The organism is Dyella sp. AtDHG13 (assembly GCF_003201105.1).
GTDB lineage: Bacteria > Pseudomonadota > Gammaproteobacteria > Xanthomonadales > Rhodanobacteraceae > Dyella > Dyella jiangningensis_B.
The window spans coordinates 117,646-133,144 of record NZ_QICJ01000003.1; the positions used below are offsets into that span (position 1 = coordinate 117,646).

General features: G+C 66.2%; 16 protein-coding genes. 14 read left to right on the top strand and 2 right to left on the bottom strand.

Translation table 11 applies throughout. The features are described 5' to 3' along the window. Nucleotides 1-61 precede the first annotated feature (61 nt). Nucleotides 62-1,609: a transglutaminase-like domain-containing protein gene (locus tag BDW41_RS06515; RefSeq protein WP_083337467.1), complete on the bottom strand. Its 1,548-nt coding sequence runs from the start codon at nt 1,607-1,609 to the stop codon at nt 62-64. Nucleotides 1,610-1,727: 118 nt separating this feature from the next. On the opposite strand from BDW41_RS06515, the gene BDW41_RS06520 reads away from it, so the two are divergent. The 7 genes from BDW41_RS06520 to BDW41_RS06550 are packed head-to-tail and all read left to right on the top strand — an operon-like array spanning nt 1,728 to nt 9,482. Next, entirely contained in the window at nt 1,728-2,879 is a 1,152-nt protein-coding gene (locus BDW41_RS06520; RefSeq protein ID WP_074546299.1) for a DUF819 family protein, read from the top strand. Nucleotides 2,880-2,896: 17 nt separating this feature from the next. Further along, the gene (locus tag BDW41_RS06525) at nt 2,897-4,291 is read left to right on the top strand and encodes an SH3 domain-containing protein (protein ID WP_074546415.1); all 1,395 of its coding nucleotides are present in this window, start codon (nt 2,897-2,899) and stop codon (nt 4,289-4,291) included. Between the two features lie 50 nt (nt 4,292-4,341). Beyond that, entirely contained in the window at nt 4,342-5,439 is a 1,098-nt protein-coding gene (locus tag BDW41_RS06530) for a dipeptide epimerase (protein ID WP_074546297.1), read from the top strand. A 1-nt stretch (nt 5,440) separates the two neighbouring features. Then, a complete protein-coding gene (locus BDW41_RS06535) occupies nt 5,441-6,298 on the top strand; it encodes a MurR/RpiR family transcriptional regulator (protein WP_074546294.1) in 858 nt (285 codons plus the stop codon). Between the two features lie 27 nt (nt 6,299-6,325). Next, nucleotides 6,326-7,105 carry a L,D-transpeptidase family protein gene (locus BDW41_RS06540; RefSeq protein WP_074546413.1) on the top strand — a complete coding sequence of 260 codons (780 nt, stop codon included), beginning with the start codon at nt 6,326-6,328 and terminating at the stop codon, nt 7,103-7,105. Further along, nucleotides 7,102-8,349 carry a dicarboxylate/amino acid:cation symporter gene (locus BDW41_RS06545; protein WP_074546292.1) on the top strand — a complete coding sequence of 416 codons (1,248 nt, stop codon included), beginning with the start codon at nt 7,102-7,104 and terminating at the stop codon, nt 8,347-8,349. The genes BDW41_RS06540 and BDW41_RS06545 overlap by 4 nt, the downstream gene beginning before the upstream one ends. Next, nucleotides 8,346-9,482: an FAD-binding oxidoreductase gene (locus BDW41_RS06550; RefSeq protein ID WP_074546290.1), complete on the top strand. Its 1,137-nt coding sequence runs from the start codon at nt 8,346-8,348 to the stop codon at nt 9,480-9,482. Before BDW41_RS06545 ends, BDW41_RS06550 begins: the two co-directional genes overlap by 4 nt. Before the next feature lie 85 nt (nt 9,483-9,567). Here BDW41_RS06550 and BDW41_RS06555 read toward each other — a convergent pair whose 3' ends face one another. After that, on the bottom strand, nt 9,568-9,924 hold the full coding sequence (locus tag BDW41_RS06555) for a hypothetical protein (protein WP_074546287.1): 357 nt from the start codon (nt 9,922-9,924) through the stop codon (nt 9,568-9,570). A 723-nt stretch (nt 9,925-10,647) separates the two neighbouring features. On the opposite strand from BDW41_RS06555, the gene BDW41_RS06560 reads away from it, so the two are divergent. The 7 genes from BDW41_RS06560 (at nt 10,648) to BDW41_RS06590 (ending at nt 15,333) form a co-directional block, all read left to right on the top strand. Continuing rightward, entirely contained in the window at nt 10,648-11,115 is a 468-nt protein-coding gene (locus BDW41_RS06560; RefSeq protein WP_074546284.1) for a helix-turn-helix domain-containing protein, read from the top strand. Further along, a complete protein-coding gene (locus BDW41_RS23665; protein ID WP_233496797.1) occupies nt 11,112-11,414 on the top strand; it encodes a type II toxin-antitoxin system HicA family toxin in 303 nt (100 codons plus the stop codon). The genes BDW41_RS06560 and BDW41_RS23665 overlap by 4 nt, the downstream gene beginning before the upstream one ends. A 28-nt stretch (nt 11,415-11,442) precedes the next feature. Continuing rightward, complete coding sequence (locus tag BDW41_RS06570) at nt 11,443-11,880, top strand: type II toxin-antitoxin system HicB family antitoxin (protein WP_074546281.1); 438 nt, start codon at nt 11,443-11,445, stop codon at nt 11,878-11,880. A 232-nt stretch (nt 11,881-12,112) separates the two neighbouring features. Continuing rightward, nucleotides 12,113-12,709, top strand: coding sequence for an aminodeoxychorismate/anthranilate synthase component II (locus BDW41_RS06575; protein WP_074546278.1), 597 nt, complete (start codon nt 12,113-12,115; stop codon nt 12,707-12,709). Next, nucleotides 12,706-13,773, top strand: coding sequence for an anthranilate phosphoribosyltransferase (gene trpD, locus BDW41_RS06580; protein ID WP_074546276.1), 1,068 nt, complete (start codon nt 12,706-12,708; stop codon nt 13,771-13,773). Before BDW41_RS06575 ends, trpD begins: the two co-directional genes overlap by 4 nt. Before the next feature lie 42 nt (nt 13,774-13,815). Continuing rightward, complete coding sequence (gene trpC, locus BDW41_RS06585) at nt 13,816-14,610, top strand: indole-3-glycerol phosphate synthase TrpC (protein ID WP_074546274.1); 795 nt, start codon at nt 13,816-13,818, stop codon at nt 14,608-14,610. A 21-nt stretch (nt 14,611-14,631) separates the two neighbouring features. Beyond that, nucleotides 14,632-15,333, top strand: a complete 702-nt coding sequence (locus BDW41_RS06590) for an HAD family hydrolase (RefSeq protein WP_074546271.1) — start codon at nt 14,632-14,634, stop codon at nt 15,331-15,333. Nucleotides 15,334-15,499 lie beyond the last annotated feature (166 nt).

Sequence of the window (15,499 nt, forward strand, 5' to 3'; positions counted from 1 at the left end):
TCCTGTGGTGAAAGATCCGGCAGCGCCTGATGACCTGTCATGCTGCGAAGTGCGCGGCCGATCATTCCGCGTTCCCCTTGCCTGTGGAAGCGGGCAAGCGCTGCCACGTGAAGTCGTAATCCCACTGGTCGAAATACAGGTTGCCGCCGCGCCATTCCAGTTCGCCGCGCTGCGAATCCACCGTTTCGGAGCGGAAGAACTGTTTGGGCGGAACGAAGGGCTGGCTGAAATCGCTGTTGAAGGCGATGCGATACGCATCGAGACCGCCGAGATAGAACCACTGCAGCGCGGGGTCGTCGCCCTTGCCCGGTTGCAGCTGGCCGAAGGTCACGTCCATCGGCACCCAGCCGTAGGGCGCGAGATACAGCTGGCCCCAATCGTGGATGTTCTCGTAGCTGCCGTCCGAGAAGATCCAGCCCGACTGCCAGCGCGCGGGAATGCCGTTGAGCCGCAGCAGGGCGATGAGCAGCATGGTCTGCTCGCCGCAATCGCCATGGCCGGCATGCAGCGTGTAGTCGCTGAGGTTGCTGATGGTGGAGTATTCGCGTGCGCCGGCCCAGGGGATGCGGTCCACCGCGGCGAACAGCTTCTGCGCAATGCGGTAAGGGTTCTTCTCGTCGCCTACCACCTTGCGCGAGTAGGCGCGCAGATCGTCGGTGAACACGATGTGCGGCGCGCGCTCCGCGACGTAGGGCGCCAGTTCCGGCGTGATCTTCGTCGGCACGACTTTCGACGCATCGATGTCGTGGTACTGCGCGTAGATGGTGAGTTCGTAGGTGACGGCAAAGGTGGTGGGCTGGCCGGCCTGCGCTTGTTTCTCCAGGTAGGCCGTGCGTTGCAGCGTGCCTGCGGGCGCCACGCGGGCGCCACCGGGCTGGCTGTCGACCAGCCGCACGTCTTCCTGCTGCCCGGGCAGCTCGCGCGGGAAGGGCAGCCAGGCGCGGATCGTCTCGCCGGCGGGTACGGCATCGGCGTGCACGGTGACGGTTTCGGTCACGCGCACGTGGTTGGGCGTAACGCTGCTGCGATGCGTGGCGAGCGCCTCGCGGCGTGCGGCGCGGTGATGATCGTTGAGCGTCTCCATCGGATCGTCGCTGGACGGCGCCGGATGCGCGCGCCGCGCCGCCGCTTCCGCGCTGAGCAGGAACAGGTTGTTCGGCGCGCGCTTGAAGTAGAGCGTGCGTCCGTCGATCACCTGGTGTTCGATCAGCCCTTGCTGATCCCAGCGTGCGAACTCCGCGTCGGTAAGGTCCGGAATCTGCTTGCGCACGCGCGCCTTGGCGGCGTCGGCATCCAGGGTGAAGTCGAGCAGGATGCGGCGCATGCGCTCGCGCTGGAACAGCAGCGCTTCGTGTGTGTCTGTTGTAACTCCTGGTTGTGCGAGCGCCTTGCCGATATCCGCGTCGGCGGCCTTGAACTGCCCGGCGTCGATCAGCGTGATGACCTGCTGCACCGGCGATTGGTCGGCACTGGCCGCCACCGCCGCGAATGGCAGGCAGACAATGGCCAGCGCGATCGACACGCCACGCAGGCGTCGCAAGACGAAAGAAGACGAAACGATGCGCACCTGCCACTTCCCCAGGAACAAGGCGAAGTGGCTGTGTAGCATGGCTTGCAAACGACGGTCAATAAATTATGCTCCGGCAACACGTCGCGTGAATTAGATATTCCAAAACGTGGGTGATGTATTCCAAAAACGTATGTGATCGGGGAGTCAGAGGGGACGCATGATCCACACGGCCTGGCCTTATCTCGCTGTCATGTTGCTCGCGGCTGGCCTGTTTCCCGCGATCGAGCGGCGTTTCCAGTGGCGGATCTTCGAGGTGCTGCCGCCCATCGTGCTGACGTATCTGCTGGTCACCGCGTTGGCCGTCACCGGCCTGTGGCAGGTCAACGACGAGATCCGCGGCACGCAGACCATGCTGATCGCGCACATGGTGCCGGCGCTGCTGTTCCTGCTGATGATCAATTGCGACCTGCGCGCCATCTACCGGCTGGGGCCGCGCGTGCTTGCCGTGTTCTTCGTCACCATGGCCTGCCTGTTCGTGGCCTTCGTCGGCACCTTCCTGATGTTCCGCTACTGGCTGCCGGGCAATGCCTGGCAGCCGCTGGCCGCGCTGTCGGGCAGCTGGATCGGCGGCACCGCGAACATGGTGGCGGTGAAGCAGGCCATCGGCATGCCGGATCGGCTGCTGGCATTTTCCCTGCTCACCGATGCGCTGTGCTACTCCATGTGGGTGGTGGTGCTGTTTGGGCTGGGCCGCGTCGCCACGCAGTTCAATCGCTGGACGCGTGCGCGGTCGAGCGCGGACATGGTGGTGGAGGAAACCCGCAGCAACGGCCCCACCACCCCTGACAACGTGCTGCTGTGGCTGGGCATGGCGCTCGCCGCCGCGGCGTTCTCCGCCTGGCTGGCGACACGCCTGCCGACCTCGGAGATGATCTCCGCGACCACCTGGACCATCATGCTCGCCACCGCGCTGGGACTGATCGCGGCACACACGCCGCTGGCGCGCTTCGCGGGTGCGAACACCATTTCCAGCGCCATGCTCATCAGCGTGGTGGCCATCCTCGCCTCGCAGAGCAACTTCGAAGGCATCGGCTCGGCGCCGCTCTACATCGGCTGCGGCATCTGCATCATCGCCATCCATGCGGTGCTGCTGGCGCTGGCGGCGCGCGTGTTCCATTTCGACCTGTACCTGTGCGGCATCTCTTCGCTGGCCTGCATCGGCGGCGTCGCGGCCACGCCTATCCTCGCGGCCAGCTACTCGCGCTCGCTGGTGCCAGTGGGCATCCTGCTGGCGCTGCTCGGCTACATCCTCGGTACGGGGTTCGGCCTGCTGGTGGCGTCGGTGATGTCGTCGCTGGCCATTGCCTAGGAATCAACATGCCAACCATGCCTCGCCTGACGCTCTGCCTGATGCTTGCCATTGCCGCCGCGCCGGCGCTGGCGGACAAGGCGCCCACGACGCTTCCCGTGCCGCCCTCGGGGATCATCGGCATCGCCAACAACGCGATGCTCGCACCGGATTTCTGGATCAGGCAGTCGGCGCAGCCCGATCGCGTCCTGCTCGATGCCGGCGAGATCGCGCAGCGCAACGCCAACCTGCTCAAGGTCGACGCGTCCATGCACGACCTGCATGCGCTGCCCGCGCAGCTCGATCGCGCGACCGTCACGGGCTGGATCACCGATCTCTCGCAATACCCCAGGCGCAAGCTCTACGACGCCAAGGGCCAACCGGTGCCCGACAGCCTGCGCGATCAGCTCACGGATGCGCTGGCGCTCGATGCCGTGCCGGCGCAGCAGGCCAGCCGCTACGGCATGATCGTGCGGCGCGCCGCCTTGCGCACCTTCCCGACCGATACGCGCGTGTTCACCTCGAACGACGATACGGACATCGACCGGTTCCAGGAAACCGCGGAGTTTCCCGGCACGCCGGTGCTCATCGCACATACCAGTCGCGATGGCCGCTGGCTGTTCGTGGTGAGCCCGCGCTACGCCGCGTGGACGCATCGCGAGAACGTCGCCGAAGGGACATCGACGGAAGTGCTTGCCTATGCCGGCCGCACGCCGCGGCGCATCGTCACCGGCGGCACCGTGCGCACGGTGTTCACACCGGAGCAGCCGGCGGTGTCGCAGCTGCAGTTGGACATGGGCATCGCCGTGCCGGTGCTGTCCGATCTTCCGCCGGATCAGCCCGTGAACGGCCAGTCGCCGTATGCGTCCTATGCGGTGGAGCTGCCGATCCGTCAGGCGGACGGCAAGCTCGCTTTCTCGCCCGCGCTGATCCAGCGCAACGCCGATACGCAGGACGACTACCTGCCGCTGACCGAGGCCAACATCATCCGCCAGGCCTTCAAGTTCCTCGGCGAGCGCTACGGTTGGGGGCATGATTATGACGGCCGCGATTGCAGCGGTTTCGTGTCGGACGTCTATCGCAGCCTGGGCGTGCAGATGCCGCGCAACACCAGCAAGCAGGCGATCAGCCCCGGCTTCACCCATCAGGCGTTCGGCGAGAAGGACAGCCATGACGCGCGGCTCAAGGCCGCGATGGCGCTCAAGGTGGGCGACCTCGTCTACATCCCGGGCCACGTGATGATGGTGATCGGCAAGCTCGACGGCGAGCCCTACGTGATCCACGACACCGGCGGCATCTCGTACCGCGACGGCAAGGGCTTGCGCGGCGTCAAGCTCAACGAGGTGTCGGTGACGCCGCTGTTGCCGTTGATGTACGACGACACGCACACCTATGTCGACCGCATGACCAGCATCGTGCACGTGCGCCCGTGAACGCGCGCCATTCCCCGCCCCTCATCGAAGACAGGAAGCTTTCGAGCCCCATGAAAATCACCGACATCCAGTTCGGCATGCTGCGGGTGCCGCTGAAGACGACGTTCAAGACGGCGCTGCGTACCGTCAACCAGGTGGAAGACATCGTGGTGATGGTGCACACCGACACCGGCCACGTCGGCTATGGCGAGGCGCCGGCGACCGCGGTGATCACGGGCGATACGCATGGCTCCATCCTCGATGCGATCCGCCATTACATCGCGCCGCGCCTGATCGGCCAGGACATCGCCGAGCTCAACCGGCTCACCCAGCTGATCCAGACCGCGATGGAGCGCAACACCAGCGCCAAGGCCGCCGTGGAGATCGCCATCTACGACCTGTGGGGGCAGATGTACGGCGCGCCGCTGTACCGGCTGCTCGGAGGTGGCGACCCGGTGATCACCACCGACATCACCATCAGCGTCGATTACATCGACAAGATGGTGGCCGACTCCATCAGCGCGGTGGAGCGCGGCTTCGAGTCGCTGAAGATCAAGGTGGGCAAGGACATCGGCGTGGACATCGAGCGCGTCAAGGCCATCTACGCGGCGGTGGAAAACCGCGCGCTGCTGCGCCTGGACGCCAACCAGGGATGGACGGCCAAACAGGCGGTGTACGCCCTGCGCACCCTGGAAGATGCCGGCGTGCGGCTGGAGCTGGTCGAGCAGCCGGTCAAGGCGCGCGACCTGGAAGGCATGCGCTACGTCACCGAGCGCGTGCACACGCCCATCATGGCCGACGAAAGCGTGTTCGGCCCGATGGAGGTGATGGAGCTGATCCGCATGCGCGCCGCCGACATCATCAACATCAAGCTGATGAAGACGGGCGGCATCTCCAACGCCATGCGCATCGCCGACATCGCCGGCATGTACGGCGTGGAGTGCATGATCGGCTGCATGCTGGAAAGCAGCATCAGCGTCGCGGCGGCGGTGCACGTGGCCGTGGCCCGCTCGGCGGTGATCACCAAGGTGGACCTGGACGGTCCCTCGCTGTGCCAATACAACCCGGTGGATGGCGGCGTGGTGTTCAACGAGTCGGAGATCTCGGTGACCGAAGCGCCGGGCCTCGGCATCCGCGAAATCCGCGGCCTGGAAAAGCTGGAAGCCTGACATGTCGCCGCTGGTGAAAATCCGCGCCGAACGCGACCAGATGTCGGCGGTCGAACGGCGCGTCGCCGATTTCATCCTGGAGAACGCGCAGTTGTTGCGCGACTACTCCTCGCAACAACTGGCGGATGCGCTGGGCATCAGCCAGTCCAGCGTGGTCAAGTTCACGCAGAAGCTGGGCTTCAAGGGCTACCCGGATCTCAAGTACTCGGTGGGCGAAGCGATGGCGCGCGCCGACAACGGCGATGCCGCGCAAGTGGCGGCGCAGGCGCCGGATGCCCCCGACGAATCGACCGCCGGCAACCTGTGGCGATGCAAATCCGCGGCGGAAGAGGAAACCCGCCTCATCAACGCGCCGGAAACGCTGCAGGCCGTGGCCGATGCGATTGCCGCCGCCGGTGCGCGCGGCAGGGTCTTCATGATGGGCCTGGGCGACGATGACATCCATGTGCGCAGCTTCGCGCTTCGGTTGTCGCTGCTGGGCGTGCCTTCCGTGCACAGCGTCGATACGGGACGCATGGCGGCGAACGTGTCCGTCGCAGGCGCGGACGATGTGCTGCTGCTGTTCTGCGAACACGGCAACCATCCGGCCTTGTGCAAGATCGGGCGCTTCTTCAAGGAGCGCCGTGGACTGCTGATCACCGTGACGCGGCATACCTCCAACCCGTTGCGCGCCATGGCGGACATGGCGCTGCTGGTTTCCGCGCATGACGAGCGGCCCTACATCCAGCCGGTGCTGTACCAGTCGGCGTTGCAGCACCTGCTGGACGGCGTGTTCGTGCAGCTGTGCGAAGGCGACGAGCAGCGACACCAGCACGTGCTTGCCAATATCGAACGCGTCCAGCAGATGCTGGATCCCTAGCCACTCTTCCAACGGCAGCGCATGACCATGTCCTCGCACCGCATCACGATCCGTCGCTTTCTTGCCGCCGCGCTGGCCGTTGCCGCCATCGGCCCTGTCGTGGCATCCGCAGGCGATGCCGACTGGAAGGCGTCGCGCCAGATGGTGCTGGTGATCACGCCCGACTGGAACGCCGACCACGGCGTGCTGCGCGCCTTCGAGCGGTCGGGCGATGGCTGGAAACCGGTGGTATCCGCGCAGGCCGTCACCGTGGGCAAGTCCGGCGCGGCCTGGGGCCTGGGCTTGAGCGAGCCGCAGGCGGATGGTCCGCAGAAGCGCGAGGGCGATGGACGCGCCGCGGCGGGTGTCTATCGCATCGGCGAGGCGTTCGGCTACGCGGCCAACGCCGGTACGCGCATGCCCTACCACGCCATGACGGACACCGACTGGTGCGTCGACGTCGACGGCTCGCCCTACTACAACCAGATCGTCGACAGCAGGAAGGTCGGCGAGAAGGCCGTGGAAGGCGCGAGCGAACCCATGCGGCGCGACCTGCACCTCGATGGCGACCAGCGCTACAAGATCGGCTTCGTCATCGAGCACAACGCCAAGGGTCAGCGCGGCGGCGGCAGTTGCATCTTCGCGCACCTGTGGGCATCGCCCACCGATGCCACCGCAGGATGCACCGCCATGCCCGAGCCGGTGATGCGACGCCTGCTCGCCTGGATGAAACCCGAGGAGCAGCCCGTGTTCGTGCTGCTGCCGCAGAGCGAGTACGCGCGGCTGCGCACGTCGTGGCATCTGCCCGCCGTGGAGGCGCAGCCTTGAGCCCCACCACGCGGGTACTCATCGGCCTGGTGCTGGGCGCTGCGGGTGGATTGACCTTGGCGGCCTGGTCGCCGCTGGCGGCCGTGCAGGTGGCGGATGCCGTGCAACCGCTGGGCCGCCTGTGGCTCAACGCGCTGCAGATGACGGTGGTGCCGCTGGTCTTCGCGCTGGTGGTGGTGGGCGTGAACACGGCCAGCGACGCCGCGGCGTCCGGACGCATCGCGCGCCGCGCCATCGTGGCCTTCATCCTGATCCTGGCGGGCGGTGCGCTGTTTGCCGCCGCTGCCGCGCCGCATCTGTTCGCACTGTTTCCGCATAACCCGTCGCTTACCACGGCGCTGGAAAGCGCGGTGGCGACGCACGCGCCTGCGGCCACGGGCGCGGTGGGCTGGGCGGAGTGGTTCAACGGCATCGTGCCGTCCAATGCCATCAACGCGGCGGCGCAGAGCGCCATGTTGCCGCTGGTGGTGTTCGCGCTTTTCTTCGGCTTCGGGCTCACGCGCATCGAGGCGGCGCGGCGCACGCTGGTGGTGTCGTTCTTCCAGGCCATCGCGGACACCATGATCGTGATCGTGCGCTGGGTATTGTGGGTGGCGCCGCTGGGCGTGTTCGCGCTGATCCTTGCGGTGTGTGCGCGAGCGGGCCTGCACATGCTGAGCGCGCTCGGCATCTACGTGCTGGTCGAATGCGTGCTCTACCTCTGCCTGACGCTGCTGATGTTGCCGGTGGCCGTCGTATGGGGCGGTGAGACCTTGCGCCGGTTCGTGCCCGCGCTGGTGCCGGCGCAGATCGTGGCGGCCAGTACGCAGTCATCGCTCGCCTCGCTGCCGGCCATGCTGGAAAGCGCGGAGCGCCGACTCGGCTATCCGCCACAGGTGAATGCGCTGGTGCTGCCGATGGCGGTTAGCCTGTTCCGGCTGACCAGCCCCGTGCAGTACGTGACGTCGGCCTGTTTCATCGCCTGGGCGTACGGCATCCACGTGGGCGTCGCACCCCTGTTCGCCGCCGCCTTGCTGGCCGTGGTGATCAGCCTGGGCTCGGTGGGCTTGCCGGGCGCCGTCAGCTTCATGGCGACCAATCTTCCGGTGGCGCAGGCGATGGGCGTGCCGGTGGGGCCGCTGGGCTTGATGCTCGCCGTCGACGCCTTGCCGGATGCGCTCGCCACGCTGGGCAACGTCACCGCCGACCTTACCGCCACCAGCGTGGTGGCCCGTCAATCCGTTCGGGAAAAAGAGACTGCATGAGCACGCTGCACGACGCCGACATCATCGTGATCGGAGCCGGCATGGCCGGCGCCTCCGTGGCCTATTTCCTCGCGCCGCACGCGCGCGTGCTGGTGCTTGAGCGGGAGGAACACGCCGGCATGCATTCAACCGGTCGCTCCGCGGCGTTGTTCTCCGAAACCTACGGCTCGGCCCAGGTGCGTGCGCTCACGCGCGCGGCGCGCCGCTTCTTCGATCATCCGCCGGAGGGCTTTGCCCAGCACGCGATTCTCTCGCCGCGCGGCTCGCTGAGCGTCGGCACCGCGGAGCAGATCGAGAAGGTCTATGCGCTGCACGCGGAAATGGCCTCGCGAACGCAGGGTCTTCGCGTGGTGGACGCCGCGTGGTTGCGCGACACCGTGCCGGTGCTGCGCCCGGAGATGGCGCAGATTGGCCTGTACGAGCCGGGCGCGGCCGATATCGATGTGAACGAGTTGCACCAGGGTTTCCTGCGCGGGCTGCGCGCGCGAGGCGGACAGCTGCGCGTGCGCGTGGATATCCGCAGCATCGAGCGTGGGCCGGGGCATTGGTTCATCGATGCGGGCGACGCCAGTTTCCGTGCGCCGTTGCTGCTCAACGCGGCCGGCGCGTGGGTGGATCAGATCGCCGCGCTGGCCGGCGTGGCGCCGATCGGCATCCAGCCGAAACGTCGCTCCGCGTTTCTGTTCGAACCACCCTCCGGCGTCGATACCGCGCACTGGCCCTTCGTCACCGACGTCGAGGAGACGTTCTACTTCAAGCCCGATGCCGGCCTGCTGCTGGGCAGCCCCGCGAATGCCGATCCGGTGGCGCCGCACGACGTGCAGCCCGAAGAACTCGACATCGCCATGGGCATCCATCGCATCGAGGAGACGACCACGATGAGCATTCGCCGGCCCACGCGCACCTGGGCGGGCTTGCGCTCGTTCGTGGCCGATGGCGACCTGGTCGGCGGCTTTGCGCCCGGCAGGAACGATTTCTTCTGGGTGGCGGCGCAGGGCGGTTACGGCATCCAGACATCCGCCGCCATGGGCGAAGCCTGCGCCCATCTTGCCTTGGGTCGTGCGCTGCCTAGCCATGTGCAGGATGCCGGTGTGACGGCGGCGATGCTCGATCCCGCGCGCCTGATGGGCTGATCCCGCGCGCCGTGCTGCGGTTGTTATCTCTCCACTGATCCATCGCGCGCGAGCTCGCGGGTGATTGCCATCGCGCACGCGGGACTTACGCAGGGCCGTGGTCTTCCGTGTGGTCGGGCACGTAAAGGTGCTGGAAAATAGCGGCCTCATGCTCATTTCCCATGCGCCTGGCGTGCTCGAAGAGCGTGCTCAGCAAGGGGCGCAGCACGAGCACCCGCAGATAGTGCGGGCCTTCCTTCAGCGCGTATTCGATCACGCCGCGTATGTAAGCGCGTTGGTCGTCCGAGAACAGGAGTATGTGATCGGCGATCTGCGCGCCTACCAGGGCAAAGTCCAGTTGTATCGGCACGCTCCCGCCCCATGCCCGCTTCGCCCGGCGCCGAATTCGTGCCACCGACGGCAGCATCGACAGCGCCTCGAGAAACTTGAGTGTTGGCACCATGCGTTCATGATCCGTGCTTCGCGATTGCGTTGACGGAGATCATGAATACGTCGGGCTGTGCGCAGGCAGCGGGCGTCAGCGTTTGGCAGCGTCCGGTATTGCCCCGGCTTGCACCGAGGTGATTTCAGATAGGTCGTACAAAGAACCGGCGCATATGCCACTTGACCTGGCAAACATCCTACCGTTTGGAGATAAGCGGCCGCGCACCGACATTGCTACGCGATGTTTTCTGTAGGTGTCGGACTACCTGCGTTCGATTCGAAAGTCAGCTGCAAGCGATCGCCGCCAAGGCGTAGTCTCGGCGTTGCGTATCAAGCGAAAGCAAAACTCAACGCATCACGGACTTTCAGCGTTCGTGGTGTCGTCGCGTCATGGCGGTCGCTGTGATGGGGCGAGCGTCACGGCGCTTCTCTCGCGGAGCTTTTCGCGGGCGCTGCGCCGTGCTGCCAGGTCGTGGTGTTCGCGTGGCTCCCTCCTCCGGTGTCCGCGGGGTAGCCCGCGGCATCGACATGTCCCGGGACGCTCCCGGCTTTTCCGCTCGCCGGCGCATGCACAAGCGCCGTCTGCAGCGGCGTTTCAAGGCGATGGCTTTCGGGCAGTGGCAAGGGAGTCTCTCTATCACTTTGGTGCGATGTGAAACACAAAGAGAAAGGTAATACATCAAATGTGTTTAGTGATCGGCAGCCGTGTAGGACTTACATGACTCGCGCTGAAGGCGACGGGATGAATGCGAACGACATCATCCTGCGGATGCGCCAGGTCTACGAAGTGGGAAGCGATAGCGCGCTCGCCGCCGCGCTTCGTCTGGCGCCTAGCGCGCCCAGCAACTGGCGCCAGCGGAACCGTCCGCCGTTTGCCCTCTGCGCGGCCATCGCGCGGGAGCGAGGCATCTCCCTGGACTGGCTGATCCTGGGCATAGGCGACAGGAAGGGCGCGAGGCGGGGACAGGTGCAGGACGATTCCGACGCAGTCTACGAGGCGAGCCCGGATATCGCCGGGCGGATTACACGTTTCGTGATGATGTGGGGCGTCACCCGGTCGCAGGAGGAACTGATCTGGCTGGAGCAGCACCTCAAGCGCACGGTGCCCGAGTACCGCGCGTGGCTGGAGGAGGGCAGCAGTGACGTGCCGGAGGCCTCCGGCTATCGACGCGAGGCGCGAGGTGCTCAAGGACGCGAAGGGGGCGAATGACTTCCGCGTTCACGTGTTTGGTGATGACGGTGCCTCACTCGGTGGGTCTCTGTCCGATGGCTAACAAAAATGTTGTGACTAACATAGCTGTTAGTGCTATGGTGGCGAGGTGTCCGGAGGCGATGAAGTACAGCGAGTTCATCCGGTGGCTCAGGGCGCAAGGCGTGGTGTTTAAGCGTCAGCGTGGAAGTCACCAGTTCGTGACGTTCAACGGAAACTCCTCCGTGGTTCCCCATCACGGCTCCAAGGAAATCCCGGAGCCCCTGAGAAAGAAGATTCTCAAAGACCTTGGGCTGTAAGAGCCGAGGCATCCAGCGGAGCGATGACATGCAATATGCGATCAAGCTGGTCGAGGCGGGCGGCACATTCGTGGCGACGTGCCGCGACCTGCCGGCGTTCAATAGCGTCGGCGATTCGGTGGAAGACGCGTTGCGCGAGTCCGTCGACGCCATCGCGCTGGTGTTGCAGTCCTACATGGACGATCGCCAGCCGATTCCTGTGGCCACGGACAAGAAGCGTGGCGAACATTGGGTGGCCTTGCCGGCGCTCGACGTCGCCAAGGTGGGGCTCTACCAGGCCATGCAGGCCAAGGGTGTGCGCAAGGCGGACCTCGGCCGCATGCTTGGCATGCACGCGCCCCAGGTAGATCGCCTGCTGGATCTGACGCACAAGTCGAAGCTTGAGCAGGTGGAGAGCGCGCTCTTGCAGCTTGGTTATCGGGTCAACGTATCGGTGGAGCCCATCCGGGTGCGGCACGCCGCGTGACCGGACGCCACCTCGGCAAACGCTGATGGAAGGTCGATCGCACGCATGTGCTGCGGCGCGGCAAGGTAGCCCGTTAGAATTGACCGCCGTTCGTCGGCTCCGTTGCCGCCGAGATCCGCGGCGGTTACCCCGATTTGTTCGCGCGGATACGAGCTCGGACGTCTGGGCGACCTGGATGCGAGGTTTCTCGGTCTTGCTGAAAGATACGAAATATCAAATACTTAGGTAGCCCATGCTGCTGATGATCGACAACTACGACAGCTTCACCTTCAACCTCGTGCAGTACCTGGGCGAGTTGGGGCAGGCGGTGAAGGTGGTGCGGAACGATGCGCTGGACGTGGCGGGCATCCGGGCCCTGAGGCCTTCGCACATCATGATTTCGCCGGGCCCCGGTACGCCGGACGATGCGGGCGTGTCGCTGGACGTGCTGCGAGAGCTGGCGGGCGAGATTCCGGTGTTCGGCGTGTGCCTGGGCCATCAGGCCATCGGGCAGGTGTTCGGCGGCAAGGTGATCCGCGCCAAGCAGATCATGCACGGCAAGACCTCGCCGGTGCGCCATCGCGGGCAGGGCGTGTTCGCCGGGCTGCCCGATCCGTTCGAGGCCACGCGCTACCACTCGCTGGTGGTGGAGCAGTCTTCGCTGCCCGATTGCCTGGAAGTCACCGCCTGGACGGAGCACCCGGACGGCAGCATCGACGAGATCATGGGCCTGCGCCACAAGACGCTGCCGGTCGAGGGCGTGCAGTTCCATCCCGAATCCATCCTTACGCAGTACGGCCATGACCTGCTGCGCAACTTCCTGGGCCTGCCGTTGAAGCTTGCGGCATGAACAGCGCCGGGACCGTGGGGCGCCGCGTCACCATCACGCCGCAGGAGGCGCTACAGCGCACCATCGAGCATCGCGAGATCTTCCATGACGAGATGATCGAGCTGATGCGGCAGATCATGCGCGGCGAGGTGAGCCCGCTGATGACCGCGGCGATCATCACCGGCCTGCGCGTGAAGAAGGAAACCGTGGGCGAGATCACCGGCGCGGCGCGCGTGATGCGCGAGCTGTCCGCCAAGGTGGAGCTGCCGCCGCACGCGCATTTCGTGGACATCGTGGGCACCGGCGGCGATGGCGCCTCCAGCTTCAACATCTCCACCGCGTCCATGTTCGTCGCCGCGGCGGCGGGCGCGCGCATCGCCAAGCATGGCGGTCGCAGCGTGTCGTCCAAGTCCGGCAGCGCCGACGTGCTCGAGGCGCTGGGCGCGGTGATCGACCTGCCGCCGGCCCAGGTGGCGCAGTGCATGGAAGAGGTCGGCATCGGCTTCATGTTCGCGCCCAACCATCATCCGGCCATGAAGGTGGTGGCGCCGGTGCGCAAGGAAATGGGCGTGCGCACGCTGTTCAACATCCTCGGGCCGCTGACCAACCCCGCGGGCGCGCCCAACATCCTGATGGGGGTGTTCCATCCCGATCTGGTCGGCATTCAGGTGCGCGTATTGCAGCAGCTTGGCGCCAAGCACGCTCTCGTGGTGTGGGGCCGCGACGGCATGGACGAGATCTCGCTGGGCGCGGCCACCCTGGTGGGCGAGCTGCGCGACGGCGAAGTGCGCGAGTACGAAGTGGAGCCGGAGGATTTCGGCCTGGCCATGGCCTCCAGCCGCAACCTGCGCGTGGAGAATGCCGAGGAATCGCGCGCCATGTTGCTGGAAGCCCTGGAAGGGCGGCGCGGCGTGCCGCACGACATCGTGTGCCTCAATGCGGGCGCCGCGCTGTACGCAGCCAACGTGGTGGATTCCATCGGCGCGGGCATCGAGCTGGCGCGTTCCACCATTGCCAGCGGTGCGGCGCGTGCAAAAATGGACGCCTTAGTCGCCGCGACACGGCGGCTGGCCGGGGCGGGCTGACGCTCACGCTCTCTTCATGCACTGACCTATCAAGCTTTTGCCATGACCGACATTCTTCAGCGCATCCTGACCCGCAAGACCGAGGAAGTGGCCGAGCGCAGCGCCAGGCTGCCGCTGGCCGAGCTCTGCGCGCGCGTGGCGGACCTGCCGGAAACCCGTGGTTTCGCGGCCGCCATCGAGGCCAAGATCGACGCCGGCCTGCCCGCGGTGATCGCCGAGGTGAAGCGCGCCAGCCCGAGCAAGGGCGTGATCCGTCCCGACTTCGACCCGGCCGCCATCGCACGGAGCTACGAAAAGGGCGGCGCGGCCTGTCTGTCCGTGCTGACCGACAAGGACTTCTTCCACGGCAGCGAGGATTTCCTGCAGCAGGCGCGCGCGGCGTGCTCGCTGCCGGTGTTGCGCAAGGATTTCGTGATCGACCCGTACCAGGTGTACGAGGCCCGCGCGATCGGCGCCGACTGCATCCTGCTGATCGTCGCCGCGCTGAGCGATGCGGCACTGCTGGAGCTTTCCCTGCTTGCCGCCGACCTCGACCTGGACGTGCTGTGCGAAGTGCATGACGCCGAGGAACTGGAGCGCGCGCTCGCCCTGCCGGTGCCGCTGATCGGCGTGAACAACCGCAACCTGCGCACCTTCCACACCTCGCTGGAAACCTCGCTGGAGCTGCAGCAGCTGATGGAATATGACCGCATCCTGGTCAGCGAGTCGGGCATCCACACGCCCGACGACGTGGCCACGCTGCGCGATGCCGGCATCCATGCTTTCCTGGTCGGCGAGGCCTTCATGCGCGCCGACGATCCGGGCGCGGAATTGCAGCGCCTGTTCGCCTCGACCTGAGCGCCCACCCGAAGTAGACGTATGACCACAGGGGAAACCAGTCTGGAGCCGGCAGCGGCGGAGACGGCCGTGGCCGTGCCGCGCACGGTGTTGTTCGATTTCGATGGCGTGCTGATCCACGGCGACGCCTTCTACCTGTTCATGCGCGAGCGCTATCGCCGCTCGTGGCTGCGCAAGCTGGGCGCGCTCTGTGCGCTGCCGTGGATGCTGGTGGTGTCGCCGTTCTCGCGCCGGCTGGCCGAGCGGGCGCTGGTACACGTGGGCCTGATCGGCCTCAACGAGCACCGTTACCGGAGCACGGCGGAAGCCTTCGGCGCGAGCCTGGTGCGGCGTCCCAGGCAGTTCTGCCGCGATGGGCTGAACGCGCTGCGCCGCCATCAGGCGGCGGGCGACCGGGTCATCGTGGTCACTGGCTGCGAACAGGTGCTGGTCAGCCACATCCTGGCCCAGCTGGGGCTGGGCGGCATCGAGGTGCTGGCGTCCCAGCTGTATCCGGGCCCCTTGGGCATGCGCGTGAAGCTGCACAACGTGGGGCGCCGCAAACCCGCGCAGCTGGCGGCTTTCGGCGTTCGCGAGTGGCATGTGGCCTATAGCGACTCGCTGGCCGATGCCCCCATGCTCAAGCCTGCGGCAGAGGCGGTGCTGGTCAACGGCACGCCCAAGCTCTGCAAGAAGCTGGAAAAGGCGCTGGGTCGCACCATCACGCGCGTCGACTGGTTCTAACCGGCTTTTACCCCGTCCGGGTGCACCCTGTGCACGCGCGCGGGGCGGGGGTATTCGTCCTGCGACAGCGGACGCCAGGGACATGGCGTTTGGCCGTATCCGGTCTTGTCCCGGGTCGGGGATCGAATTACGTTAGTGCTTACATAATAAGTTAGAGGGTCGTCGG

Excerpts from the sequence above, each read along its gene's own strand:
- BDW41_RS06515 (WP_083337467.1), bottom strand. The coding sequence starts at position 1,609 with ATGCTACACAGCCACTTCGCCTTGTTCCTGGGGAAGTGGCAGGTGCGC.
- BDW41_RS06520 (WP_074546299.1), top strand. The coding sequence starts at position 1,728 with ATGATCCACACGGCCTGGCCTTATCTCGCTGTCATGTTGCTCGCGGCT.
- BDW41_RS06525 (WP_074546415.1), top strand. The coding sequence starts at position 2,897 with ATGCCTCGCCTGACGCTCTGCCTGATGCTTGCCATTGCCGCCGCGCCG.
- BDW41_RS06530 (WP_074546297.1), top strand. The coding sequence starts at position 4,342 with ATGAAAATCACCGACATCCAGTTCGGCATGCTGCGGGTGCCGCTGAAG.
- BDW41_RS06535 (WP_074546294.1), top strand. The coding sequence starts at position 5,441 with ATGTCGCCGCTGGTGAAAATCCGCGCCGAACGCGACCAGATGTCGGCG.
- BDW41_RS06540 (WP_074546413.1), top strand. The coding sequence starts at position 6,326 with ATGTCCTCGCACCGCATCACGATCCGTCGCTTTCTTGCCGCCGCGCTG.
- BDW41_RS06550 (WP_074546290.1), top strand. The coding sequence starts at position 8,346 with ATGAGCACGCTGCACGACGCCGACATCATCGTGATCGGAGCCGGCATG.
- BDW41_RS06555 (WP_074546287.1), bottom strand. The coding sequence starts at position 9,924 with ATGGTGCCAACACTCAAGTTTCTCGAGGCGCTGTCGATGCTGCCGTCG.
- BDW41_RS06560 (WP_074546284.1), top strand. The coding sequence starts at position 10,648 with ATGAATGCGAACGACATCATCCTGCGGATGCGCCAGGTCTACGAAGTG.
- BDW41_RS23665 (WP_233496797.1), top strand. The coding sequence starts at position 11,112 with ATGACTTCCGCGTTCACGTGTTTGGTGATGACGGTGCCTCACTCGGTG.
- BDW41_RS06570 (WP_074546281.1), top strand. The coding sequence starts at position 11,443 with ATGCAATATGCGATCAAGCTGGTCGAGGCGGGCGGCACATTCGTGGCG.
- BDW41_RS06575 (WP_074546278.1), top strand. The coding sequence starts at position 12,113 with ATGCTGCTGATGATCGACAACTACGACAGCTTCACCTTCAACCTCGTG.
- trpD (WP_074546276.1), top strand. The coding sequence starts at position 12,706 with ATGAACAGCGCCGGGACCGTGGGGCGCCGCGTCACCATCACGCCGCAG.
- trpC (WP_074546274.1), top strand. The coding sequence starts at position 13,816 with ATGACCGACATTCTTCAGCGCATCCTGACCCGCAAGACCGAGGAAGTG.
- BDW41_RS06590 (WP_074546271.1), top strand. The coding sequence starts at position 14,632 with ATGACCACAGGGGAAACCAGTCTGGAGCCGGCAGCGGCGGAGACGGCC.